The organism is Actinopolymorpha singaporensis, from assembly GCF_900104745.1.
GTDB classification, from domain to species: domain Bacteria; phylum Actinomycetota; class Actinomycetes; order Propionibacteriales; family Actinopolymorphaceae; genus Actinopolymorpha; species Actinopolymorpha singaporensis.
On record NZ_LT629732.1, the window covers coordinates 3,376,210 to 3,398,967 of the forward strand.

The window sequence follows — 22,758 nt, forward strand, 5'->3', positions numbered from 1 at the left end:
CGCCGGCCGACCGGGCGCCGGAGGCGCAGAGGGAGGACCGGCGCCGTTCAGGCGGGCGCGCGGCGGCCTGTGGCCGCCCTTGAAGACGTAGGGAAAGTCCTCACATGGGCGGTTTACGTCGTTAGTCTGTACGGCAGCCGTGATCTTGGTCAACGGGACAGGTGGGTGGTTCAGGTGGAAGCGGTTCCTGTCGAGTTGCTTGACGAGCTCGATCTCGTGGCAGCTGCTCGCGCGGAGGCCCAGGCGACAAGGAACTTGCTCCCCCCTGAAGCGTGGCAGGAAGTCGTCGGTAACCACGCGCAAGATGTCGCCGATTGGGTCCGCACTCGCCTGAGGGCCGGCAGAGCGAACTCACCATCGGTCGTCGTGAGTGCGAGTAAGGGCTCCTGGGCTGTTAGGCCCGTACCGGTCCTAGGGATCGCAGAACGAGTGGCATACCGAGCACTGACCGACCACATCCTCAAGCGCACCGTGCCCCTTGACCGCTCACCGGAGTCGTACGCCAAGTTCCTAACGGGTCCTATTCAATATGGCCACGGAAACACGAAGGGACTTCGGCGACTGGGCGATTCACCAATAAGTCATATTCTGGGCGCCGACATTGCCGCGTTTTATCAATATGTGGACCATCAAGTGCTTCGACAAGAGCTGGCTTTGCAGACAGGAATGGTCGAAGAAACTGACTTCCTGATGTATCTGTTGGAGGAGGTACAGGGAGCCTCCTACGGAATTCCGCAACTCCTGGACTCCTCGGATTCTCTCTCCGAGGTATATGTCCGTATAGTCGAGCGGGATGTGGTAAGGAGGGGGCTAAAGGTTTGGAGATTTAATGACGACTTCCACATCGGTGTGGCGTCCTATGCCGAAAGTAGGGATGCGATCGACGTTCTCAGTGAAGCCGCGCGACGCGTCGGCCTGAATCTGAACGAGAGTAAGACCTACGTAAAGAAATTCTCCAGTTATGTCCTTGATCACCTCGGTGTCAGCGTTGATTCAGATACACCGGTTGGCTTGGAGGACGTCGAGGCGGCCTTGGCTGACGACTACAGCGCTGGTGATCCGCAAGCCGCTATCGAGTCGGCCGTCGAAACCATCAACAGCATTAGTACAGATAATAATGGCGACGGACGAATTAATCTCCACCACCTAGGTCGCGGCGAACTGCGTGAGCTGAAGCGGGCGTTGGGGGTTTTCACCCGAGAACGAGATGTACAAGCGCTTGACCTAGTGCCTACGTTGTACGTCTTTGTGCCACCGTTGACGCCCTTGATTTGCAACTATCTCGTCGCTGTGAACGACCAGGAGGGCGACCGTGTAGCTCAAATCTGGGATTCGCTCACCAGTGATGCTTTGTCAACGGTGGTTAGTGAGTGGCAGAGCGCATGGCTAGTCTATGTGTCACGCGTGTGTGGACTGCTCGCTCAACCGCAACGCGCAGACTGGGTGCGGAGACAGAAAATTCGCCAAAGTGGGGGACTGCTACACGCGGAAGCGTCACTTGCGTTGGCCACCATTGGTTCGGCTAGCTTCGACGAGCTTGATATGGCGTTGCGAATGCAGTCTGAAGCCTTTGCGCCTTGGTACGTGCTCGGAATCCGGGCACTGAATGAAGCGGCCCCAGTCGGCGCAGAAAGAGTTAATGCAGTCAAGGGATCCTCGCCGCTTTATCGGATCCTCTTGGAGGCCTAATTGAGCAGTCTCGCAAGTCCGCGCTTTGCCGTAACAGAGGCCGCCCTGCGACTCCTTCAAGGGACGATCACCGGTATGGGGTCCACGAGGAGTTTGCTGATCCGATCCCAGGACCGTACCACCCGTTTCGGCAGGATGGCCGGCACGCTCGACGCCAGCGTGATGAGGGACGAGGGAGTAGCACTGAGGCTCTTTGGTATTACCGAGGCTTTCCTCGACAGCCTTGCTTCGCAGGAGCTCGTAAAGTCAGTCGACATGTCGATCGCAATCATTCTTCGACTGGTCGAAGATTACGAAATTCACGCAACATCGAATTGGAGTGAACGGAATAAGGCATACAAGAAGTACTATTCGATAAACCTGGATAGATGCGCTCGGGCTACTGAACTTCGAGCGGCTCGAGAAGTTAGGAACTGCTTGGCCCACGGGCTTGGAGTTCTCACTGCTAGGCAGCGCACGATGTCGAGGCTGGCGCTTGACCTGTCCGTACTCGATATTAGTGTTAGCGATGGGCGAATGATCTTTGGACCCAAGACAGTCTCGAGTTTTCATTCGGCGTGCAAGGAATTCATCGTCGACGTCGACAGAAGAATGCCTATCTTGGCGGAGTGAGCTGTAGCGATTGTCGCAAAAGAGCCCAACCTGGTCATTGAGATGATCTAGGCTAACCGAAGGGCAAGCCGACTTGCGGGTCTAGCGCCGCCAGCACCGTAAGGGCGAGACGAAAGACACCTAATAGGTCCGAGGCGTTAATTAACAAAACCGGGGGAGAATCGTGGGCCTAGCGAAATTTGTACAGTGCGTGGCAGTAGCTACTGTTCGCCAGCAGCATATCGACGAGCGCTTGAGACTGATAGCGCACAATTGCTTCCTCTACGTGGTTAGCCGTAAGCCTAGGACTACTGTCGATGGCGTTAGTATCCGAAAAGGGCGGGTTCGTGGGCGCCTTCAGATGCATGGTAATAAAGCGATCGGCTTCGCGCTGAAGATTCCAGAGATATCGAGTGGGCACTACGCTTGGGAATCCCCGCAGCCGGACAATTGGGCGATCGTGGACTCGCAGACGAGAGATGTAGTAACAAAAGGCGACCCAAGTGTGTTAGCCGTGCACGCACTTGGCGAGAAACTTTCGCGTGTGACTGATCACGAAGTTCTCTACGTTGGAAGGGCTTGGGGTACGGAAGGGAGCCGGGATGTTTTTGATCGACTCAAGTCGCATAGTACGCTGCAGCGCATATATGCAGAACAGCTATCTAACAACTTCGACGTATTCCTAACGTTTCTTAGGATTGAGGCAGCCACCAGTATGGTGGTGTTCGGCGGTCCTGAAAGCTTTGCCGCTGTGGATCGAGCTACATTTCTGCGCGCCTACGATCGGACTCTCCGTCCGGCTGCAGTAAGGGTCGAAGAACAGGTGAAGCTCGCTGAAGTGATGTTGATCTCTCACTTCAAGCCTGCTTACAACGAGCATCACTTAAAAGACTTCAAGGATCAGAAGAATTCCGTTACGGAGGAGCTAAGAAAAAATGGATACACCAACGCGATATGCATCATGAATTCGCCTGCGGGGCTTAGGTTTAGCACAGGAGTGACCGATGTACGCAGGTGCCAGGTCTCCACGAGCGAGGTGCCATCAAGTGGATCAGTTCGCATGCTAGTTGGTGCGGCGGCAAAGAGTTTGATGGAAGCAGCTTCAAAGGAATTGGATTTAAGTGTGGATGCACTCGAGCGCGGTCCACGAGAAATCGTCCAGATATGGAACGCGGTCGTTCCGCCTCCGAGTGCCGCAATGTCGAGACTTCTAGAAGATAATGGCATCCAACGTGCAGTTATCCGTCCGCTCCTTAAGTGACTAATGCCTAGGCGCCTTGAGTTGGCGATCGGGTCTACTCGACGACAAGCGTGACAGGTTCGATGCGCGCCGGACGTTGGTAGAGGGCGCCGGAACCGCGGGGTGGTTTGACGACGGTGGCTACCCGAATGAAGCCCAGCCGCTCGTAGTAGCGCTGCAGCTCGTGATTGTCCCGGTGGACGTCGAGACGGAGCCATGGGCGGCCGGAGCGAGCTGCGCGGTCGCCGGCCCACGCCAGCATGCGTTCACCTAGTCCTTGACCGGCGGCGCGGCGCATGGTGGCCATCCGATAGACGTAGAGCGCGTTGTCGGGTCCGTCGGGCCAACCGCCGGCGAAGTCGGGGTCGGCGTGCGGGCTGATGGTGACGGTCGCGACGTAGCCGCGGTCGTCGGAGGCGATATAGACGTAGCCGTTAGCGACGTACTTCTCGATGCGCTGCGCTCGCCACTCGTTGTCTCGTTCGAACTTGGCCGGCCACTGGTCGATGCCGCGCGAGGCGAGCCATTCGGCGGCATCATTCAGGAGGGCGAAGACGACGGGGAGGTCTTCGGCGGAAGCTTGCCGTAGGAGAGGCAGCTGTTCAGACGTCGAGGTCATAGGTGATCACGAACCTGTCGGTAGGCAACACGTCGACCGTTGTGCGCAACGGGACGTCGGCTTCGTCGTAGCCGGTTCTGGTGTGTTCGAACACCGGCGCTCCGGCCGGTAGACGGAGGGTCTCGGCCTCCTCGGACGTGGGCATGCGGCCGGCGATCTTTCCGTGGACCCGGACCTGTCGACGCCCATGCTTGGTGAGCCAGGCGAGCGGTCCAGGCTGCATGTCGTGCGGCAGCTCGATCGGCGTGCCGGCTGCGATGGAGAGGGGCCAGTACGCCGAGGAGATGGAGTACGGCTGGTCGTCGACGAGCCGCACCCGGCGGCGGAGGACGACCACCTCGTTCTCGGCGAGCTCGAGACAGTCAACGACGTCGGCGGGTGGGACTACGCGCAAGACGTCGAGGCGCATCCCCGGCGTGCGGCCCTGAGCCTGAACATCGGTGATCCAGATGTCGTGAGTCGCGCTGCTGCGCCGGTCCGGGCTCTCAGAACCGGTCAGGTCGTAGATCAGCGCTTCCCGTTCACGCACGAGGTAGCCGCGACCCTGGATGACGCTGACCAGACCCTCACCGACGAGAGTCTGTAGGGCTTGACGCACCGTGCCGCGGGTGACGTCGTAATCGGATCTCAGGCTGGCTTCGGAAGGGAGCATGTCACCGGGCTGGTACTCGCCGGCGCCGATGCGTCGTCGCAGGTCATCGGTGATCCGGCGGTGAAGCGGCCGGGTATCCGTGCCTTGCACGCGGGCGCCCCTCTCTCCTGGTGGCATGCCGACACTCTCTCACATGACGGTACCTGTATGGACAAGTGTGGTGTATGGTCTCGTTCGTACCTGTCCGACCTGTCCATACAAGTGAGGTATGACGTGTCCGACATCTACCTGAAGCGGTGCCGCGAACTGGCCTCCATCCTTCGTGACCTCGGCGCTCTCGCCGGGCCCGTCGAGGTGGAGGCCACGCGTACAGACGTCCTATGTCTCGACGTGTTGCGAATGACCGAAGCCGCGCACGCTGTGGCCGCCGAGGTTCTCCGCGAATGCCAATACCCCTAGACGGACCAGCGCCGATGGCGCGCCGTCAGGTCGGCTGACCTGCCCGTTCGAGTCGGGCGCGTGTACGGAGCCACACCGGTTCGCGTGTGGTGAGGCATGGTGCCTCGTTTCCATCGATCCCAGTCAAGGGGAGTGCACTCATGAAGTTGATCGTCGACACCTCGGTTCACACGTTCACGGTGACGAAGGCGGCGGAGCCGAAGACTGATCAGGATGGTCGGCACAAGGCCGATCGGAGGACCGGTGAGTTGTTGTTCGTCGTGCAGGTGATGGCGCTCGAACCTGAGTCCGGGGCGGACATCATCACGATCACTGTGGCGGGTGCACCGCCGAAGGTGGCCGTGGGGCAGTCCGTTACCCCGGTCGAGCTGGAAGCCATCCCGTGGGCGACGGGCGGCCGGAACGGTGTCGCCTTCCGTGCGAAGGCGCTGGAGACCAAGCAGGCGGTCAAGGCGGCCTGAACCCCCAGTCACAGCTGTGAACGCCGAGACACCCTTCGAGTTCGAGTGCCCAACCGTTGAGCAGCCTGCCAATCGTGGGCAGGTGGCGCCGCTGAGCGGCGCGATCCACAACAAGTAGAAGAGCGGCCCCCGAAGGGGCCGCTCCCCACAGACGGCGGAGAGCCGGAACAAGGCCTGGAAACCTTCCGGCTCTCTGCCTTCCACACACCCTGATGAGGAGGGCTGTGGCATGTCTGATGCTACCTACAACCAGTCGCCTGAGGACCCGTACCGGGACCCGATGACCCCTCAGGACACTCCGGCTGACGCGCCCAATGGCGCTGATCACGAGTTCACAACCAACACCAACGGGCTCGCCGATGAGCCGGCCGAGGAGCCGGAGGCTGAGTCAGACGACGACATCGATGACCTCGATGACATCGCCGGTTTGAGCTGGGCGTTGCGGCAGATGCTGCTGCGTGGTTACCGGCTGATGGCGGTGTATGAGCACCTGCGCCAGGCGGTCGACTGGATGGCCGCGGAACTGAAGGTGCAGGAGCAGGTTCTCAACGATGCCCGCGAGTTCGATGCGGACATGGACTGCCGCCAGGGCGAGGCCGTCTTCAAAGATGCGACCGCGATGACGGCGACGATCGCCGGCGAGAGGGATCGTGCCGCCGAAGTGGTGTGCGCGATCTTCGGTCAGAACGCGTTCAAGACGGGCCAGGTCCACAAGACCTTCTACAAGGCCCAAGCCGCCCTCGACGACATCGCCAAAGCAACCGCCTCCGACATCCATGGAGGTGGCGACGATGCCGCGTAAGCGAGGTGGCCGCAGTAACCGGGCTCGTGCGGTGGAGAACGTCAAACCCCGCATCCACCAACGGTGGGGTGCGCAGCTGCTTCTCGCGTTTTGGCGGTGGCTGCCGGAACTGGCGCTGGCCGGCACTACGGCGACGGTGTTCGTGTATCTGGTCCGGATGAACCTGCCCGCCTGGGCAGCCGGGTCAGTGATCGTCGCACCCGTCGCCGTCGCCCTGGTGGTGCCGTACTCGGGCAGGATCCTCGTGGCGGTGTTCTGGGTCGACGTGACCCGGCACCGGCTGCGCACCTTCATGGCAGAGAACGGCCTACGAAACCGGTCCGGCAGGCTGCCGTGGCTGCTGTTCATCTACCCCACAAGGGTCGGTGAACGAGCCTGGATGGTCCTGGTCGGCGGGATCTGCGTGGAAGACGTCGAGGAACGCATCCGCTCCCTCGGCTCCACCTGCTACGCCCGCTCCGGCCAAGTCCAGGTCCACCGGCGATGGACGCACCTGATCCGCATCGACATCACCCGCCGGGACCCACTCGACTCCAAAACCCCTGTCGAGTCCGGCCTCATCCCCAAGGGCACCGAACAAGCCCTCATCCCCGCCAACATCCCCACCGCCGACCAGGCGGCTGGTGTGCGGGCTTCTGAGTGGGCCGTCGGCATCGGCCTACCCCTCGCCAACCACAACGACGGCGAGAACGACGACACGCAAGTGATCCAGAGCCGTATGGGCGCCCGAGGTGGCGCCGGCGGCAAGGCCAACGGCCAGGCGACCGACACCACCAGCAACGCTTCGGGGTTCGCCGCTGCGAAGGAGACCACCAGGAAACGAACCACGACCAGAAAGGAGACCCCGGCACCTGAACCGGCACGACCGGCTCCGGTGTTGTCGGCCTCCGGTGAGGACGTGTCCGATTATGTCTAGCCGCCATCTCGGCGGAACGGTTGTCCCCGGCCCACGGGCCGGGGGCAACCCCCCATCCGCCCACAACGAACCGACCCAGGTTCTCCCCACCTACCCACCGGCCGCCGAGCTCGCCCCGGCGCCTGCACTCCCGCGGCGGCTGCTTCGTCGTCGACGTGGCACCTCGGTGTCGGGGCTGTCGGCCTACGACAAGGTGCACTTCGGCATCGACGAGTACGGCCGGCCCCTCCGGGTCGAACTCGCCTCCCGCAGCCTCCTCGCGGGTGGGTTGTCGCGCTCCGGCAAGTCGGGGTTCATGTCCAACGGGGTCGGCCACATGTCCCAGTGCACCGACGCCCGCATCATCCTCATCGACGGCAAGATCGTCGAACTGATCCTGTGGAAGGAGATCGCCGACTTCTTCGTCGGCCCCGACGCCCACCTCGCCAACCACGTCCTCTCCGTCCTCCAGCAGGAGATGGACCGGCGGTATGAGTGGCTGACCGAACGGCGACGCAGGAAGGTCGTCAAAGGCGACGGCATGGACCTGATCACCGTCTGGATCGACGAACTGTCCGTCTTCACCTCCGTCTACGGCACCAAGGAATCCCAGGAACGGTTCCTGTCCCTGCTGATGGACCTCGTACAACGAGGCCCCGCGGCGGGGATCGTCGTCGTGGCGGCGACCCAGCGCCCGTCGGCGGACATCGTGCCCACAAGGGTGCGGGACGTGTTCTCCTACCGGGTCGCCTTCAGGTGCGCCACCGAAGCATCGTCCGACATCATCCTGGGAACCGACTGGGCCGCCCAGGGGTTCGACGCCTCCAAGATCCCACCCAACCGGCCCGGCGTCGGCTACTGCCTCGCCGAAGAAGGCCGACCCTTCCGGTTCCGCTCCGTCTACCTGACCGATGACGAGATCGACACCCTCGTCGCCCGCTCCCTGTCCATCCGCGGCGGCCAGTTCGGCGGTGCCGTATGACCACCTACAGCGGTCCCCGTAACGGCAGGCGCCGGGAGGCTCGTCGACGTCCTGGTGCTCGTCGACGTCGACGACTCGACACCTGCTTCTACGACCCGACCGGTGTCAACCACGGCGGCACACCCACCTACCCGTGGCAGATGGCACCCGAAGGGCTCGCCACCAGGCGGCAGCTGCTCGCCCTCGAGCTCCGCCCCGGCGGGCAACCCATCGCGGCACAGATCCGGTGGGTGCGGCGAGGCAAGCCGGCTGTCGCCTACCTCTACCGGATCGAGCAGGCGAAGCCGAAGCGGATCCCTTCACTGGCGCAGCTGCACGCAATCGAGAAAGCCCTCGCCGCACGACGGGTCTACCCAGACTGCGGACACGACGCCGGGTACACGATCCCGACGTCGTTGGGCTGCTGCGTCGACTGCCACCAGGCCCACGAGGCCACGACGGGCAGGAGGGCAGTGGCATGAGCACCGGCGACAACGGCGTCGGCCGGGAGCAGACGTACGCGCAAAGGTTCAAGGCCCGGCTGATCCAGCGGGGCTATGACCGCGACACCGACCAGGGCAACGCCTACACCCTCGGCGTCCTGCACTACATCCTCACCTCCGCCAAGGCCGCACCCACGGCCGAGCTGATGCGGGCCGAGGTCGACAAGGGCCTGGATGTGCTCGCCGCCCTGGACGAGCTCACCGACGACACAGACCCCACCACGAACACGACGAAGACGAAGAGAGGAGGTGGCCGGCCATGACCGTGCGCTCGTACCAGGTGTGGGGCGCTGCGTGTGACTCCTGCGACGCCGAGTTCGAAACCAGCCACAACGAACTGCCCTGCGACCGCGAAGACCTCGCCGACTTCGGCTGGGCCGTCGACGGGGACAACGCACTCTGCCCCGCCTGCGCGGCACGGGAGGGCACCCGACCCGAAGACCGCAAAATCACCCAGCTCGCCGACAGGCGCAACAACGCTGGACGGCGCGGGTGACCGACTCGACGACGACCACCACCCCTGACACCACCACGGTGCCGGGGGCGGTGGCCGCTGCCGAGAACACCGCCGAACGAGGTGTACCGCGGCTGGCCGACTACGACGAATGGCTCGCCGACCGGGCCGAGCTCGTCAACGGCCAGGACCGCTTCGCCACGCATTCGGCGATGCGCCGGGCCACCCGCGAGGACTACGGACGCTGGTTGTCCCACGTCCACTCCGCCGCCGGCTGCACCAACCCCGTCCGCCTGGCCGGGAAGTTCCGCACCGCCACCGTCAACACCACCACCGGCGAGGTCACCCGCGACGGCCCGGAACGGTCGACGGCCGACATGCCGGACGGGGTGATCTACAAAGCCTGCGGAAACCGGCGGGCATCGGTGTGCCCGTCGTGTTCGGAGATTTACCGGGCCGACGCCTACCAACTCGTCCTCGCCGGGATGCGCGGCGGCAAAGGCGTCCCCGAGACCGTGTCCGGGCATCCAGCGGTGTTCGCCACCGTCACCGCACCCGGCTTCGGCATCGTGCACACCACCCGCACCAACAACAAGGGCCAGCCCGCACCCTGCCGGGCCCGCAGAACCCCCGACATCTGCCCGCACGGGATCGACCTGCGTTGCATGAGCAGACATGGCGACGGTGACGAACGGCTCGGCCGGCCCCTGTGCGGCGACTGCTACGACTACGACCACCACGCCGTGTGGAACGGGCTGGTCGGCGAACTGTGGCGCCGCACCACCATGAAAGCCAACCGCGAACTCGGCAAGTGGGCCCGCCGCCACGGCTACGCCGAACAGGTGGTCAACCCGACCACCGGCAAGGTCACCTCGAAGGTGCCGGTGCGGATCTCGTTCGGGAAGGTCGCGGAGTTCCAGCGCCGCGGCCTGGTCCACTTCCACATCCTCGCCCGCTTCGACGGCATCCACCCCTTCGACCCTGACCAGGTGGTGGCGCCGCCGGCGTGGGCGACTGTGTTCCTCCTGAAGTGGATCCTCGAACATGCCGTCGCCGACACCGCCTGGCGAACTCCGCCCCTGGTCGTCCACGGCCGGCGCGGACGCCTTCTTGTCGACCGGCCCGAGGGGTGGCTGCTTGCGTGGGGTGAGCAGGTCGACGTCCGACCTGTCCGGCTGCGCGGGGAGGACCAGCTCAGCGGTGAACGGGTCGTCGACGAGCTCAACCAGGCCGACCAGACGGATAAGCATGGGCGCCGGCGGCTGCTGTCGGGCCCGGCCGTCGCCGGTTACCTGGCCAAGTACGCGACGAAGGCGACCGAGGCGACCGGGCACACCTCACGCAAGATCACCGAAGAGTCGATCGACTTCTACGCCAACGACACCCACCCCGGCCGGATCATCGAGGCCTGTTGGCGGCTCAGCCAGAAGGGCCGGCAGCCCGCGGACGAGTGGCGCGACAGCTGGTACTACGCGCTACGGCGGTGGGCTCACATGCTCGGCTACGGCGGGCACTTCTTCTCCAAGTCCCGCCGTTACTCCACCACCTTCAAACGACTCCGGCAGGCCCGCATCGACTACCGGCGCGCCCACCACGAGACGACCGAGCACCTCGAGGAGAACGAGGTCCTTGAGGTCATCGGCGAACTCGTCTACGCCGGCACCGGCTGGCACACCACCGGTGACGCCATGCTCGCCAACACCGCGGCCGCCATGGCCCGCGAACGCCGCCAGACCGGTCGGCTGGAATTAGCAACCCTTCGTTGACGTACGCCAAGAACCCAACAGGGAAAGGGAGTTCACTTATGAACGGTGTGAGGCCTGAGCGGCTGTGGTCGGTGCATGACGTGTCGGAGTTCCTCGGTATCCCGGTCGCGACGTTGTACCGGTGGCGCTGTAATGGCAGTGGTCCGAAGAGCGTCCGGATAGGCAAGCATCTGCGCTACGACCCAGCCGAGGTGTATGCGTGGGTCCGAGAACAGCAGGCGGCGTAGATGGCCAGGCCACCACTGCCGGTCGGTACCGCGGGCGAGACGAGGATCTACGCCACGTCCGCTGGGTTCCGCGCCATGTGCAAGGTCCGCGACTACGACGGCGTGGTGCGAATCGTTGAGCGCCGTGGGCGGTCGAAGGAGCAGGCGCGGAATCGGCTTCGTGAGGCGGTCCGGGATCGGGTGCGGGCGGATGCCGGCTCCGAGATCCGTCCGGACACACGGCTCAGTGACCTCGCGGAGCTGTGGTTCGCCGAGGTGTCCGACATGGACCGCTCGCCAACGACGCTGGAGCTGTACCGGCAGCAGTTGGACAAGCGGATCATCCCCGCGCTCGGAAATTTGCGGATCCGGGAGGCGACCGTCTCTCGGGTGGATCGGTTCGTGAAGTCGGTTCGGCTCAACCCAGGGCCGAGCACGGCGAAGACGGTTCGAACGATCCTCAGCGGCATGTTCGGGCTGGCCGCGCGGCACGAGGCACTGACACACAATCCGGCCCGCGACATCGCTCGCATCGAGACACGACCGAAGGCGAGCCGGGCGCTGACGTTGGCGGAGGCGCAGGATCTGCGTGCCAAGGTGGCCGCGAGTGCGCAGGCTCGCCGGTGGGATCTGGTCGACTTCATAGACATGATGCTGGCGACCGGTCTGCGGATCGGTGAGACGGCGGCCATCGTCTGGGATGCGGTCGACCTGGAGGTGGGCACGGTCGAGGTTCGGGGAACGGTGGTGAGGCTGAAGGGCCAGGGTGTGGTTATCAAGCCGAAGCCGAAGAGCCGCAACGGCTGGCGGACTCTGGTTCTTCCGTCGTGGGCCGTGGAGATGCTGCGCCGGCGACAGGACGGGGGAGTGGCGCCTGACGAGCCGGTCTTCCCCGCTCCGTTGGGCGGTGTTCGCGACCCGTCGAACACCCACGGTGATCTTCGCCGGACCTTCGACGAGGCCGGCTACATGTGGGTTACGTCACATGTCTTCCGTAAGACGGTCGCGACGTTGATGGATCACGCCGGACTGTCGGCGAGGGCCGCCGCGGACCAGCTGGGGCACGCCAAGGTGTCCATGACCCAGGACGTCTACATGGGCCGGAAGGTCGCGAGCACGGGGGCGGCTGCGGTGCTGGAACGCCTGGTCAACCCGGCCGAGGAGGCCAAAAGTGTGGGTTAAGTGTGGCGGTGATCTTGGCCGGCGGCACCTAAGTGCCGCCGACCTGTCGAGATGGTGCGCCGCCAGGGACTCGAACCCCGAACCCGCTGATTAAGAGTCAGCTGCTCTGCCAGTTGAGCTAGCGGCGCGTGGCATCGGAGATGTTAGCAGTGTGGGTTCGGGCGGGCGAATTGCGGGTTCGGTCCCGCCGCTGGAGGACTGCCTGCGCGGCGTTGTGGCCGCCGATCCCGCTGACCGCCCCGCCCCGCCGGGCACCGCTGCCGCAGATCATCAGGTTCGGCACGTCCGTCTCGACCCCCCACGTACCTTCCTCGTCGGCCGTCTCCGCCCACGGCCAGGCGAGGTCGCCGTGGAAGATGTGCCCGCCAGGCATACCCACCGAGGCCTCCACGTCGAGCGGCGTCTTCGCCTCCACGCACGGCTGCCCGTCCCGGTCCGTGGCCAGGCAGTCCTCGATCGGCTCGGCCAGGTGTGCGTTCAGGCCGGCCAGGTAGGCGGCCGCGGCGGTGTCCCGCAGTGCCGCGTGGTCCGCCTCGCTGCCTCCGAACAACCGGGCCGGGGCGTGCAGCCCGAACAACGTGAGCGTGTGCCAGCCCCGCTGGGCGAGGTCGGGCCCCAGGATCGTCGGGTCGGTGAGGGTGTGGCAGTAGATCTCGCCAGGTGGGCGGGTGGGCAGACGGCCGCCGGCAGCCTCGTCGTACGCCCGCTGCAGGTCGGCGTACCCCTCGTCGATGTGGAACGTGCCGGCGTACGCCTGCCGCGGGTCGGCGCCCGAGCGCAGCTTCGGCAACCGGGTGAGCAGCAGGTTGAGCTTGAGCTGGGCGCCCTCGGGTACCTCGGCGGGCGTACGCCCTCGCAGCCGGTCCAGGGTGGCGGGCGCGCATCCGGCCAGGACGTACGACGCGGCGACGGCGTGCTCGCCGTCCTCGTCGGTGAAGCTGACCCGCGCCGACGTGCCGTCCACCTCGACCGCGGTGACGTCCGCACCGGTACGCAGTACCGCACCCGCCTGCCGGGCCGCCGACGCGAGCGCGCCGGAGACCGCGCCCATCCCGCCGACCGGCACGCGCCACTCGCCGGTGCCGTTGCCGATCAGGTGGTAGAGGAAGCAGCGGTTCTGCCGAAGGGACGGGTCGTGTGCGTGGGTGAACGTCCCGATCACCCCGTCGGTGAGGACGACGCCCCGTACGAGGTCGTCGGCGAAGGTCTGCTCGACCACCTCGCCGAGCGGCCGGGCCACGAACCGGTCCCACGCCCGCCCGCCGAGCCGGTCATGGACCTGCGCTGCCGGGCGCAATGGCTCCAGCAGGGTGGGGGCGAGCGCGCCGGCCACCTGCTCCCACTCGCTGTAGAACTCTCGCCACGCCAGGTACTCCCTGTCCGACCCGGTGAGCGAACGGAACGACTCCTCGGTCGCCGGGCCCGGCTCGCGCTCGACCAGCAGGCCGGTGGGGGTGCCGTCGCGGACCACCGGGGTGTACGACGCGACCGGTCGCGAGCGCAGGTCCAGCCGCAGGTCCAGGTCGGCCACGATCCGGTCGGGGAGGAGGCTCACGAGGTAGGAGTACCGCGACAGCCGGGCGTCCTGGCCTGCGAACGGCCGCTCGCTCACCGCGGCACCGCCGAGGTGGTCCAGCCGCTCCAGGACGATCACCGACAGGCCGGCGCGGGCGAGGTAGGCGGCCGCGACCAGGGCGTTGTGGCCGCCTCCGACGACGGCGACGTCGTACGACTCCATGCCCTGACCCTAGGCGGTGTCAGGAAACGATCTTGATCGCGCTGCCGAACCCCGTGCCCATCGTGAACTGCAGGGTGATGTGCAGCAGGCCCATCCCCTCGAGTTGGCGGGCCCGGTGCAGGGGGCCGACGTCCAGCGGCCGCATGCCGCCCATCTCGACCAGCCGGGCGATCGTCCCCTTGGCGTCCGCGTCGTCCCCGGCGATCAGCACGTCCAGCGGCAGCCCGCCGGCCCGGCCCGTCAGGAGTGTCCCGGCGAAGGTGGTGTTGAACGCCTTGACCACCTTCGTGCCGTCCGGGGCGAGCTTCTCGATCTCCTCCGCTGCCGAGGTGTCCGGCGCCACGCTCAGCCCGTCGTAGGCGGCGTTCACCGGGTTGGTGACGTCGACGAGGATCCGCCCCGGCAACTGGTCGGCGTACGTCCGGACCATCCGGGCGGCCCCGACGTACGGGACGGCGAGGATCACCACGTCGCCCATCAGCTTGTCGCCGACGGCGCCCGCGGAGACCCGGCCGTCGCTCGCGCTGCGGAGTTCGTCGACCAGGGTGGCCGCGTGGCCGGCGTCCCGGTCCAGGATGTGCACCTCGTGGGCGCCCGCGAGGAGCCTGGTGGCGATCCCGCGGCTCATGTTGCCCGCACCGAGGATGGTGACCTGCACTGTGCGCCTCCCGTCCGGCAGAGGTGGCTGCGCCCCTGGCGTACGAGTACCCCGCCCGCAGTGCTCCAGAACGGCAGAACCCCACAACGCAATGCAAGCCCCGGGGGAGTGGCCTCCGCCAGCGCATGATCGTGCGCCTTCGGTTGCGGCTCGTGTAGAGCTACATTCGCGTTTCGGCAGCCACCGGTCTCTTCGACAAGTGGCCGGGGCGCGGCGTGAACGGGCCAGGGCGTTCACCTGGGACCGGCATCGTGAGAACCAGTTCACCGACTGCGGGCGAACGCCCGGATCAGGCGGCGACGCTGGTGGCGGCCCCACGCCTGCCGGATGCGACCGGGGACTCGGTGGTGGTGGTGGTGAAGCATGTGCGCCCCCTTCGTTCTGGGCCATTCGTAGCCGCCACCAGTCATAAGGGCGTGAAAGTCCAGGTCAGGCACCACGACCGCAGAAACGAGAGAGGGCCGCTGCCCGCACGAGGCGGGGCAGCGGCCCTACGGAGATGGGGTGAGTGACGGGACTTGAACCCGCGACACCTGGGATCACAACCCAGTGCTCTACCAGCTGAGCTACACCCACCACGCCACAGGGAGACTATCCGGGCGGAGTGGTCCCCCTACGAACGACAGCCGCGAATTCCTCCGCGGCGCCACGAGTATAGCCATCCGGTCGGCGGGCCTCACACCGAGATCAGGTCACCGCGTCGGTGGCCGGTCCGGACTGGGTCGGGTGGCCGAGAATCCCGTCCGCGATCGCCTTCGCGGTGGCGGTGTCCGGGCCCGGCTGCGGCACGAACACCGCTGCGCGGTAGTAGCGGAGTTCGTCGATCGACTCGCGGATGTCGGCGAGCGCCCGGTGGTTGCCGACCTTCCCGGGGCTGGCGAAGTAGGCCCGGGGATACCAGCGGCGGGCGAGTTCCTTGATCGAGGAGACGTCCACGATGCGGTAGTGCAGGTGCTGTTCGAGCGTGGGCATGTCGCGGGCCAGGAACGCCCGGTCGGTGGCCACGGTGTTGCCGGCCAGCGGGGCCTTGTTGGCCTCGGGGGCGTAGGTGCGGACGTACGACAGAACCCGCTCCTCGGCCTCGGCGAGGGACACCCCGCCGGCGAGCTCGTCCAGCAGCCCCGAGGACGTGTGCATGGTGCGCACGACGTCCCGCATCTGGTCCAGCGCGGGCTGGGGCGGTTTGATCACCAGGTCGACGCCGTCGCCCAGGACGTTGAGCTGCCCGTCGGTGACGAGCGCGGCCACCTCGATGAGTGCGTCGGCTCCGAGGTCGAGCCCTGTCATCTCACAGTCGATCCACACCAAGCGGTCGTACATGACTGTCAAGCCTAGGCGGTCCCGTCGCGGTCACGCCGACCGGCGGAAGCCTCGCCGGGCCCGGAGGTAGTCGGCCACCACGAAATCGCCCAACCTGTCCAGATCGGGCGTGAACACCCGGCCGCCGTTGCGCCGGGCCACCGCGTCCATGAACCGCGCGAGCCCCTCGTCCTCGCCGAGCATGAAGAGGTTGAGGGTCGCGCCGTACCTCGTCAGCGCGTCCACCTCGGTGATCGTCGCCCGCAGCGTCTCGTGGGTGGTCGGCCAGGAGAAGAACGGCTCACCGTCCGGCTCCAGGTGGGCGGTCGGCTCGCCGTCGGTGACCACCAGGATCACCGGCTCGGCGTCGGGGTGGCGGCGCACGTGCCGACCGGCCAGCATCAGCGCGTGCTGGAGGTTGGTGCCCTGGATCCAGTCCGGTTCGATCTCTGCGAGCTGGACGGGGGACAGCCGGCGGGCCACCCGGTCGAAGCCGATGATCTCCAGCGCGTCCTGCCGGAACCTGGTGGCGACCAGGTGCGACAGGGCGAGCGCGGTCTGTTTCATCGGGCCCCAGCGGCCCTCCTGGATCATGGAGTACGACAGGTCGACGCACAGTGCGACCGCCGCGGAGGACCGGCGTTCGGTCTCGGCGATCTCGAAGTCCTCCACCGACAGCGACAGCGGCGGACGGCGGCGTTCGGCGGCCGAGCGGAGCACGGCGTTGTGGACGGTACGGGTGGCGTCGATGGGGTGCTCGTCGCCGAACCTCCACTCCCGGCTGGCGCCGGTCGGCTCGTCCGCTGCGCCGGTGCGGTGGTCGTCGTGGTCGCCGCGCCCGCTGGTGGACAGCTCCTGGAAGACCCGCCGCAGCGCGGTCTCGCCCAGCCGGCGCAGCGCCTTCGGGGTGAGCCGCAGCCCGTCGGCGTCGCGGGAGACGTAGCCCTGGCGTTCGAGTTCGCGTTCCAGCTCGCGCAGCGCCCGGACGTCGACCGCGGCCTCCGGGCCGAGCTGGCGTTCCAGCGCCTCGACGTCCACGTCGTCGAGGGTGGCGCCGGGGTGCTCCTGGCCGAGCTGTTCGGTCAGGGCCTCCAGGTCGGCCAGGTCGGCCAGTGCCTCCACGGCCTCGCCGTAGCCGAGCGGCTGCTGCCCGCGCATCTGGGCGCGGGACTGCCAGTCCAGGCCGGGCCGCAGCGCGTGCAGGTTGTCGCGCAGCTGGCCGAGCTGGCTGGCGAGCTCCGGGTCTCCCAGGGCCTGGTTCATCAGCTGGGCCAGCTCGTCGCGTTGCTGCGGCGACAGTGACCGCATCAGGCGTTCGGCCGCGGCGGCGCGCCGGGCCAGCAGGTCGATCAGCTCGTCGGTGTCGGAAGGGTTCTCGGGGAAGAACTCCCCGTGCCGCTGCATGAACTCCGCGAACCGGTCGGTGGTGTCCTCGCCTCGCGAGTGCGCGGCCAGCAGCTGGTTGAGATCGGCGAGCATGTCGCGCACGGCCTGGCTGGCGGCCGGGTCCTGCCCGGACAGCGCCTGCTTCATCCCGGCGAACTGCGCGTCCAGGATGTCCCGGCGCAGCATCTGCTGGATCTGCTCGTACGTCTGCCGGCCTTCCTCTGACTGCCAGTCGTACGCCGAGAGGTCGCGGACGGCGCGAGCAACGTCGTCGGGGAGAGTGTCCAGCTCCATCTCCCGCATCCGCGCGTCGTCGCCGGGATCGCGCGCGAGGGTGTCCTTCTCCGCGGCCAGCGCCTGGTCGAGCATCTGGCGTACGCGGTCCAGCGTGCCCGCGAGGTTGCCGCGCCGGCGTGCCTCCTGCCGGCGGCGCCGGGCCGCGGCGTACAGGTCGTTCAGCCCGCGCCGGCCCTGCGGGCCCTGCCGCAGCAGGTCACGCAGCGCCTCCCGCAGACTGCCGCCGGCGAGGACGTCGCGACCGAGCTGGTCCAGTGCCTCGCGGACGTCGTACGGCGAGGCCAGCGGGTCCGGGCCGTTGTCCCAGGGGCCGTAGCGGAACTTCCGTGCGCTCACCGCGCCGTCCTCCTCGAGTGCCTGTGCCGAACGGAGTTGACCGGATGGAAGGGTTGGAACGACCGCCGAAGGAAGTGCCGGTCAGGCGCCGTAGTAGGTCACCCCGTCCACGGTCTCCTTCGCCAGCCGCCGCGTGAGGTGCAGGCCTTCCAGGACGAACTCCACCGCCGAGGCCACCTCGCCGGGGGACGGTGCGTCGCCGAGGTCGAGCCGTTCCAGGACCTTCGCCAGGCCGGGGATGGTGCCGAGCTGGTCGAGCAGTTCGTCACCGCGGGTGAGCTCACCGGTCTCCACGGTCGTGCCCTCGGCGAACCGGTTGCTGAAGCCGCCGAGGTCGAGCCCGCGCAGCCGGTCGCGGAACGTCTCCGCCACCGCCACCCGCAGCTGGTGACCGAAGATCTCCTGCTCGCGGCCCTCCTCGCCCATCTCGAACTCCACCTTGCCGTGCAGGGTGGGCAGGACGCCGGGGACGTCGCACACCCGGGCCACCGGGTCGGCCTCGCCGGTGAGGGCGGACCGGCGCAGCGCGGAGGCGCCGATCGTCTCCGCGGCGGTGATCGCGAACCGGGCGGACACCCCGGACCGCTGGTCGATCGAGGGCGACTCGCGCAGGCCGCGGGTCAGCCGGGCCACCACCTCCAGCAGGAAGTCCGGCACCGGTGCGGCCAGCGCCGCCTCCTGGCGGATCAGGACCAGCTCCTCGGCGACCTCCAGCGGATAGTGCGTGCGGATCTCGGCACCGAAACGGTCCTTCAGCGGGGTGATGATCCGGCCGCGGTTGGTGTAGTCCTCGGGGTTGGCGGAGGCGACCAGCAGCAGGTCCAGCGGCAGCCGCAGCAGGTAGCCGCGCACCTGGATGTCGCGTTCCTCCAGCACGTTGAACAACGCCACCTGGATGCGTTCGGCCAGGTCGGGCAGCTCGTTGAGGGCGAAGATGCCGCGGTTGGTGCGGGGGACCAGGCCGTAGTGGATGGTCTCGGGGTCACCGAGCGTGCGGCCCTCGGCGACCTTCACCGGGTCCACGTCGCCCACCAGGTCACCGACGCTGGTGTCGGGGGTGGCGAGCTTCTCGCCGTACCTCTCGTCGCGGTGCTTCCACGCCACCGGCAGCTCGTCGCCTAGCTCGTCGGCCAGCCGCCGGCACCGGGTGCAGGTCGGGGCGTACGGGTGGTCGTTGATCTCACAGCCCTCGACCACCGGTGTCCACTCGTCGAGCAGGCCGACGAGCGTGCGCATCAGGCGGGTCTTGCCCTGCCCGCGTTCACCGAGGAGTACGAGGTCGTGCCCGGCGAGCAGGGCGCGCTCGACCTGGGGGAGAACCGTGTCGTCGAAACCCACGATGCCGGGGAAAGCCGGAGCGCCCGAGCGGAGGGCGGCGACAAGATTGGTGCGGAGCTCTTCCTTGACACTGCGGTGCTGGTGCGGTGTGGCGCGCAGGGCGCCGAGTGTGGTGGGTCGGGTCACGCACTCGACCGTACGCCCGGGGCCCAACCTTCGCGCAAGCCCCGCCGCGGACCTACAGGTCGCCCGCGAGCGGACTCGCCCGGACCTCGACGCGGTTCTTGCCCTGCCGCTTGGCCCGCAGCAGCGCCTCGTCGGCGGCGGCCAGCAGCTGTGTGCGGGTGGCGCCGTGCCACGACTGCGCGAGGCCCGCGGTGATCCGGATCCGGCGGTCGTGCGGCAGGCAGTTCCACACGCGTTCCTCGATCCGCCGTCGGAGCGCGTCCACCACGTCGAACGCCTGCTCGGCACCCCGGCTCGGCAGCACGATCACGAACTCCTCGCCGCCGAACCTGGCCACCGCGTCGTCAGGGGACAGCGCCGCCCGCATCTCCTGCGCGAGTTCGCGAAGCAGGTCGTCGCCCACCAGGTGTGACAACTCGTCGTTGACACTCTTGAAGTCGTCGACGTCGACGAACGCGACCGCCAGGGGGTGCCCCGTCGCGGCCGACTCCACCAGGAGCTCCGGCAGCCGGATCTCGATCAGCCGCCGGTTGCCGAGTCCGGTCAGCGGGTCGGTGAGGTACGCCGCGGCCCGGCGGCGCAGCTCGTCACGCAGCCGCTCGGCGGACAACCGCTCGTCGAAGGAGTGCACCCGGGCCCGGCGTTCGTTCCAGCGGTCGCGGACCAGCCGGGACGTCAGCCGGGCGTACGCCTGGCCGGTGGGTTCGGGCCCGTGCACGCGGCCCAGCAGTTCGGCGTACTCCCAGTAGGCGCGTACGGCGACCACGTTCAGCCGGGGCAGCTGGTCACCCACCGCGCAGGCCTGCGCGGCGGACTCCAGCGCCTGGTCGCTCTCGCCCTCGTTGGCGTGCGCGCGGGCCAGGCCGAGGTAGCCGACGATGGTGGCCTCCTGGCGTTCGGTCGCGGCGACGGCCTCCAGGTTGGCGCGCAGCTCCGGGACCACCTCGGCACCCGCGCCGAGCATCGCCCGCGCCGCGCCGGCCTGCACGACCACCTCGCGCGGCCAGTACGACCGGTCGATCGCGTCCACTCCCGACGGCGCCGCCTCGAACGCGGCCAGCGTTGCGCCGTAGTGCGCGCGGGCGGCTTCGGTCTCGCCGATGAGTTCCAGCTCGCAGGCCCAGTTGAGCTCCAGCCAGCCGCTGTTGTAGGCGTACAGGGTGGCGAGCATGGCGTCGGACAACGCGTTCGCCACCGCACGCAGCCGCTCCAGCCAGGTGACGGCCAGCTCGTACAGGTCCAGGCGAGCGAGGGCGAGCACGGCCGCGTTGATGGCGTGCCCGATCGCGTACCCGGGCTCGGCGATCTCCTCCAGCAGCACCACGGCGCGGGCGAGCTCGTCGTAGGCGGGCTCGAACCGGCTGCGCAGCAGCAGCGCCATCCCGCGCAGTGCGTGCCCGAACGCCTCCCAGGTCCGGTCGTCGAGTGGTTCGGCCAGCCGGATCATCTCCGTCGCCGCGGCGTCGGCACGGTCGAGCTCGCCGAGTTCGTGGTGGGCGGCGAAGCGCACGAACCGCAGCCACTGCGCCCGGTCGTTGGCGTGCCCGCGCCGGGCTTCGGCCAGCAGGCCGTCCACCTCGGCCACCACCTCGCGGGCGGAGCCGGACTGCGCGCGGATCAGCAGTCCCGTCACGTCGGCGAGTTCGGGCGGCCGGGCCCGCATGGGCCTGGCCTCCGAGTGGGCACTCATGTGGGCACCCGCCTCGGCACCTGGTCGCGCACCCGGTTGCGCACCCGGCTGTCCGCCGTCCCGCGCGGCGTGGCGGTGGTTCGAGTGGTTCATCTGCGCGTCCCCGTCCCGCAGCCGCTCCGGCCGGCCCGGAACGTCAACGACGAGACGGTCGGGATGGTCACGGTCCCTCCGCGGAGAATGTCCGGCACCGCTCCTGCGCGATGGCCGGTGGCGGCCAGTGAGGTCTGACGCACCGGCAGCGTAAGGCACGGGCCAGGTGGGTACGCCACGGGTCCACCTGGCCGGGGCGCATTCGTGCGGCTGTCCCGGGTATGCCCGGGCATCGCCGACCTGAGGAGCCAGTCGTACATGCGCAGCCAACGCGTACCCACCGCGACCGTACGGGCCGCACTTCTCGCCATGCTCGCGATGCTCGGCCTGGTGGCGGCAGGGTGCAGCGGGGACGGCTCGCCCGAAGCGGAGGACCACCCGACGCCGTCCGCCACGGCGTCCACCCGGGACCAGCCGGGTGGCCAGCCCGGTGGCCAGCCCGGTGGCCAGGCGGAGGGGCTGCAGCGCGAGTACGAGGCCGTCGTACGCCACACCCTGACCTCGGTCGTCCAGCTGACGGTGAGCGGCGGCCTCGGGTCCGGCGTCGTCTACGACAAGGCCGGACACATCGTCACCAACGCGCACGTCGTGGGGCAGTCGAAGTCGGTGCGGGTCCGGCCGGCGACGGGCGGAACGCCGCTCGCCGCCCACGTGGTCGCGACGTACCCGCCGGGCGACCTGGCCGTCGTCAAGCTCGACCGGCGCAGGACGCTGAACCCCGCCGAGTTCGCCGACTCCGGCAAGCTTCAGGTGGGCCAGATCGTGCTGGCGATGGGCAATCCGCTCGGGCTGTCCGGGAGCGTCACCAACGGCATCGTGTCCGCGGTCGGCCGCAGCATTCCCGAGCCCGCGCACGAGGGCCTGCCGGGTACGACGATCGGGAACATGATCCAGACGTCGGCGCCGATCAACCCGGGCAACAGCGGCGGCGCGCTCGTCGACCTGTCCGGGGCGGTGATCGGAATCCCCACCCTCGCCGCGACCGACCCGCAGGCGTCGAACAGCGCGGCTCCCGGCATCGGCTTCGCGATCCCGAGCAACACCGTCACCCGCATCGCCGACCAGATCATCGAACACGGCCGCGTCGTCGACTCCGGCCGGGCGGCCCTCGGGGTCACCGGGTCCACCGTGACCGACGCCGGGGGAACCCCTGAGGGTGTGGGCGTGGAGTCGGTGAAGGCCGGCAGTGCCGCGGCGCGGGCCGGCATCCGGCCGGGCGACGTCATCACCGCGGTGGGCGGCGCGAAGACGCCGACGAGCGCCGCGCTCGGTGAGGTGCTCGTGAAGCGCCGTCCCGGGCAGGTGGTCACGATGACGATCGTCCGGGACGGCAGCGCGCACCGGGTGGAGGTCAAGCTCGGCCAGGGCTGACAGCGG

General features: G+C 67.7%; 23 protein-coding genes and 2 tRNA genes. 15 read left to right on the forward strand and 10 right to left on the reverse strand.

Going from position 1 to position 22,758, the window contains the following annotated elements; translation table 11 throughout:
- Positions 1 to 69 precede the first annotated feature (69 nt).
- The 3 genes from BLU27_RS29085 to BLU27_RS29095 all read left to right on the forward strand — a co-directional run bounded on the left by BLU27_RS29085 (position 70) and on the right by BLU27_RS29095 (position 3,541).
- Positions 70 to 1,689 (forward strand): RNA-directed DNA polymerase, encoded by a 1,620-nt coding sequence (locus BLU27_RS29085; protein ID WP_157728554.1) that lies wholly within the window; start codon positions 70 to 72, stop codon positions 1,687 to 1,689.
- A gap of 135 nt (positions 1,690 to 1,824) precedes the next feature.
- Positions 1,825 to 2,301, forward strand: a complete 477-nt coding sequence (locus tag BLU27_RS29090; RefSeq protein ID WP_157728555.1) for a hypothetical protein — start codon at positions 1,825 to 1,827, stop codon at positions 2,299 to 2,301.
- A 340-nt stretch (positions 2,302 to 2,641) separates the two neighbouring features.
- On the forward strand, positions 2,642 to 3,541 hold the full coding sequence (locus BLU27_RS29095) for a hypothetical protein (protein WP_157728556.1): 900 nt from the start codon (positions 2,642 to 2,644) through the stop codon (positions 3,539 to 3,541).
- 34 nt (positions 3,542 to 3,575) lie between these two features.
- Here BLU27_RS29095 and BLU27_RS15390 read toward each other — a convergent pair whose 3' ends face one another.
- Complete coding sequence (locus tag BLU27_RS15390) at positions 3,576 to 4,139, reverse strand: GNAT family N-acetyltransferase (protein ID WP_092654393.1); 564 nt, start codon at positions 4,137 to 4,139, stop codon at positions 3,576 to 3,578.
- Complete coding sequence (locus tag BLU27_RS15395) at positions 4,123 to 4,881, reverse strand: GntR family transcriptional regulator (protein WP_172804961.1); 759 nt, start codon at positions 4,879 to 4,881, stop codon at positions 4,123 to 4,125. Before BLU27_RS15395 ends, BLU27_RS15390 begins: the two co-directional genes overlap by 17 nt.
- 123 nt (positions 4,882 to 5,004) lie before the next feature.
- On the opposite strand from BLU27_RS15395, the gene BLU27_RS15400 reads away from it, so the two are divergent.
- The 11 genes from BLU27_RS15400 to BLU27_RS15450 all read left to right on the forward strand — a co-directional run bounded on the left by BLU27_RS15400 (position 5,005) and on the right by BLU27_RS15450 (position 12,420).
- Positions 5,005 to 5,190, forward strand: coding sequence for a hypothetical protein (locus BLU27_RS15400; protein ID WP_092654395.1), 186 nt, complete (start codon positions 5,005 to 5,007; stop codon positions 5,188 to 5,190).
- A gap of 140 nt (positions 5,191 to 5,330) precedes the next feature.
- Positions 5,331 to 5,651 carry a hypothetical protein gene (locus BLU27_RS15405; protein ID WP_092654396.1) on the forward strand — a complete coding sequence of 107 codons (321 nt, stop codon included), beginning with the start codon at positions 5,331 to 5,333 and terminating at the stop codon, positions 5,649 to 5,651.
- 229 nt (positions 5,652 to 5,880) lie between these two features.
- The gene (locus BLU27_RS15410; RefSeq protein ID WP_092650941.1) at positions 5,881 to 6,453 is read left to right on the forward strand and encodes a hypothetical protein; all 573 of its coding nucleotides are present in this window, start codon (positions 5,881 to 5,883) and stop codon (positions 6,451 to 6,453) included.
- Positions 6,443 to 7,369: a hypothetical protein gene (locus BLU27_RS15415; RefSeq protein ID WP_157728557.1), complete on the forward strand. Its 927-nt coding sequence runs from the start codon at positions 6,443 to 6,445 to the stop codon at positions 7,367 to 7,369. The genes BLU27_RS15410 and BLU27_RS15415 overlap by 11 nt, the downstream gene beginning before the upstream one ends.
- Before the next feature lie 166 nt (positions 7,370 to 7,535).
- Positions 7,536 to 8,330: an FtsK/SpoIIIE domain-containing protein gene (locus tag BLU27_RS15420; protein WP_197681439.1), complete on the forward strand. Its 795-nt coding sequence runs from the start codon at positions 7,536 to 7,538 to the stop codon at positions 8,328 to 8,330.
- Positions 8,327 to 8,791: an RRQRL motif-containing zinc-binding protein gene (locus BLU27_RS15425; protein ID WP_197681440.1), complete on the forward strand. Its 465-nt coding sequence runs from the start codon at positions 8,327 to 8,329 to the stop codon at positions 8,789 to 8,791. Before BLU27_RS15420 ends, BLU27_RS15425 begins: the two co-directional genes overlap by 4 nt.
- Positions 8,788 to 9,075 carry a hypothetical protein gene (locus BLU27_RS15430; protein WP_092654400.1) on the forward strand — a complete coding sequence of 96 codons (288 nt, stop codon included), beginning with the start codon at positions 8,788 to 8,790 and terminating at the stop codon, positions 9,073 to 9,075. Before BLU27_RS15425 ends, BLU27_RS15430 begins: the two co-directional genes overlap by 4 nt.
- On the forward strand, positions 9,072 to 9,308 hold the full coding sequence (locus BLU27_RS15435) for a hypothetical protein (RefSeq protein WP_092654401.1): 237 nt from the start codon (positions 9,072 to 9,074) through the stop codon (positions 9,306 to 9,308). Before BLU27_RS15430 ends, BLU27_RS15435 begins: the two co-directional genes overlap by 4 nt.
- Positions 9,305 to 11,032: a replication initiator gene (locus tag BLU27_RS15440; RefSeq protein WP_197681441.1), complete on the forward strand. Its 1,728-nt coding sequence runs from the start codon at positions 9,305 to 9,307 to the stop codon at positions 11,030 to 11,032. The genes BLU27_RS15435 and BLU27_RS15440 overlap by 4 nt, the downstream gene beginning before the upstream one ends.
- A gap of 38 nt (positions 11,033 to 11,070) precedes the next feature.
- Complete coding sequence (locus tag BLU27_RS15445) at positions 11,071 to 11,259, forward strand: helix-turn-helix transcriptional regulator (protein WP_092654402.1); 189 nt, start codon at positions 11,071 to 11,073, stop codon at positions 11,257 to 11,259.
- A complete protein-coding gene (locus tag BLU27_RS15450) occupies positions 11,260 to 12,420 on the forward strand; it encodes a site-specific integrase (protein WP_092654403.1) in 1,161 nt (386 codons plus the stop codon).
- Positions 12,421 to 12,472: 52 nt separating this feature from the next.
- Here BLU27_RS15450 and BLU27_RS15455 read toward each other — a convergent pair.
- From BLU27_RS15455 to BLU27_RS15490, 8 genes are all read right to left on the reverse strand, one after another.
- Positions 12,473 to 12,548: transfer RNA gene (locus BLU27_RS15455), tRNA-Lys, on the reverse strand.
- Positions 12,539 to 14,158 carry a phytoene desaturase family protein gene (locus BLU27_RS15460; protein WP_092654404.1) on the reverse strand — a complete coding sequence of 540 codons (1,620 nt, stop codon included), beginning with the start codon at positions 14,156 to 14,158 and terminating at the stop codon, positions 12,539 to 12,541. Before BLU27_RS15460 ends, BLU27_RS15455 begins: the two co-directional genes overlap by 10 nt.
- 19 nt (positions 14,159 to 14,177) lie before the next feature.
- Positions 14,178 to 14,816 carry an NADPH-dependent F420 reductase gene (locus BLU27_RS15465; protein ID WP_092654405.1) on the reverse strand — a complete coding sequence of 213 codons (639 nt, stop codon included), beginning with the start codon at positions 14,814 to 14,816 and terminating at the stop codon, positions 14,178 to 14,180.
- Between the two features lie 500 nt (positions 14,817 to 15,316).
- Positions 15,317 to 15,392 (reverse strand) — tRNA-His (locus BLU27_RS15470).
- A 111-nt stretch (positions 15,393 to 15,503) separates the two neighbouring features.
- On the reverse strand, positions 15,504 to 16,136 hold the full coding sequence (orn, locus tag BLU27_RS15475; RefSeq protein ID WP_092654406.1) for an oligoribonuclease: 633 nt from the start codon (positions 16,134 to 16,136) through the stop codon (positions 15,504 to 15,506).
- A 30-nt stretch (positions 16,137 to 16,166) separates the two neighbouring features.
- Entirely contained in the window at positions 16,167 to 18,134 is a 1,968-nt protein-coding gene (locus tag BLU27_RS15480) for a vWA domain-containing protein (protein ID WP_092654407.1), read from the reverse strand.
- Positions 18,135 to 18,215: 81 nt separating this feature from the next.
- On the reverse strand, positions 18,216 to 19,598 hold the full coding sequence (locus tag BLU27_RS15485; RefSeq protein ID WP_172804962.1) for a P-loop NTPase family protein: 1,383 nt from the start codon (positions 19,596 to 19,598) through the stop codon (positions 18,216 to 18,218).
- A gap of 52 nt (positions 19,599 to 19,650) precedes the next feature.
- Positions 19,651 to 21,288: a GGDEF domain-containing protein gene (locus BLU27_RS15490; RefSeq protein WP_092654409.1), complete on the reverse strand. Its 1,638-nt coding sequence runs from the start codon at positions 21,286 to 21,288 to the stop codon at positions 19,651 to 19,653.
- A 351-nt stretch (positions 21,289 to 21,639) separates the two neighbouring features.
- On the opposite strand from BLU27_RS15490, the gene BLU27_RS15500 reads away from it, so the two are divergent.
- Positions 21,640 to 22,752: a S1C family serine protease gene (locus BLU27_RS15500; protein WP_092654411.1), complete on the forward strand. Its 1,113-nt coding sequence runs from the start codon at positions 21,640 to 21,642 to the stop codon at positions 22,750 to 22,752.
- Positions 22,753 to 22,758: the final 6 nt, after the last annotated feature.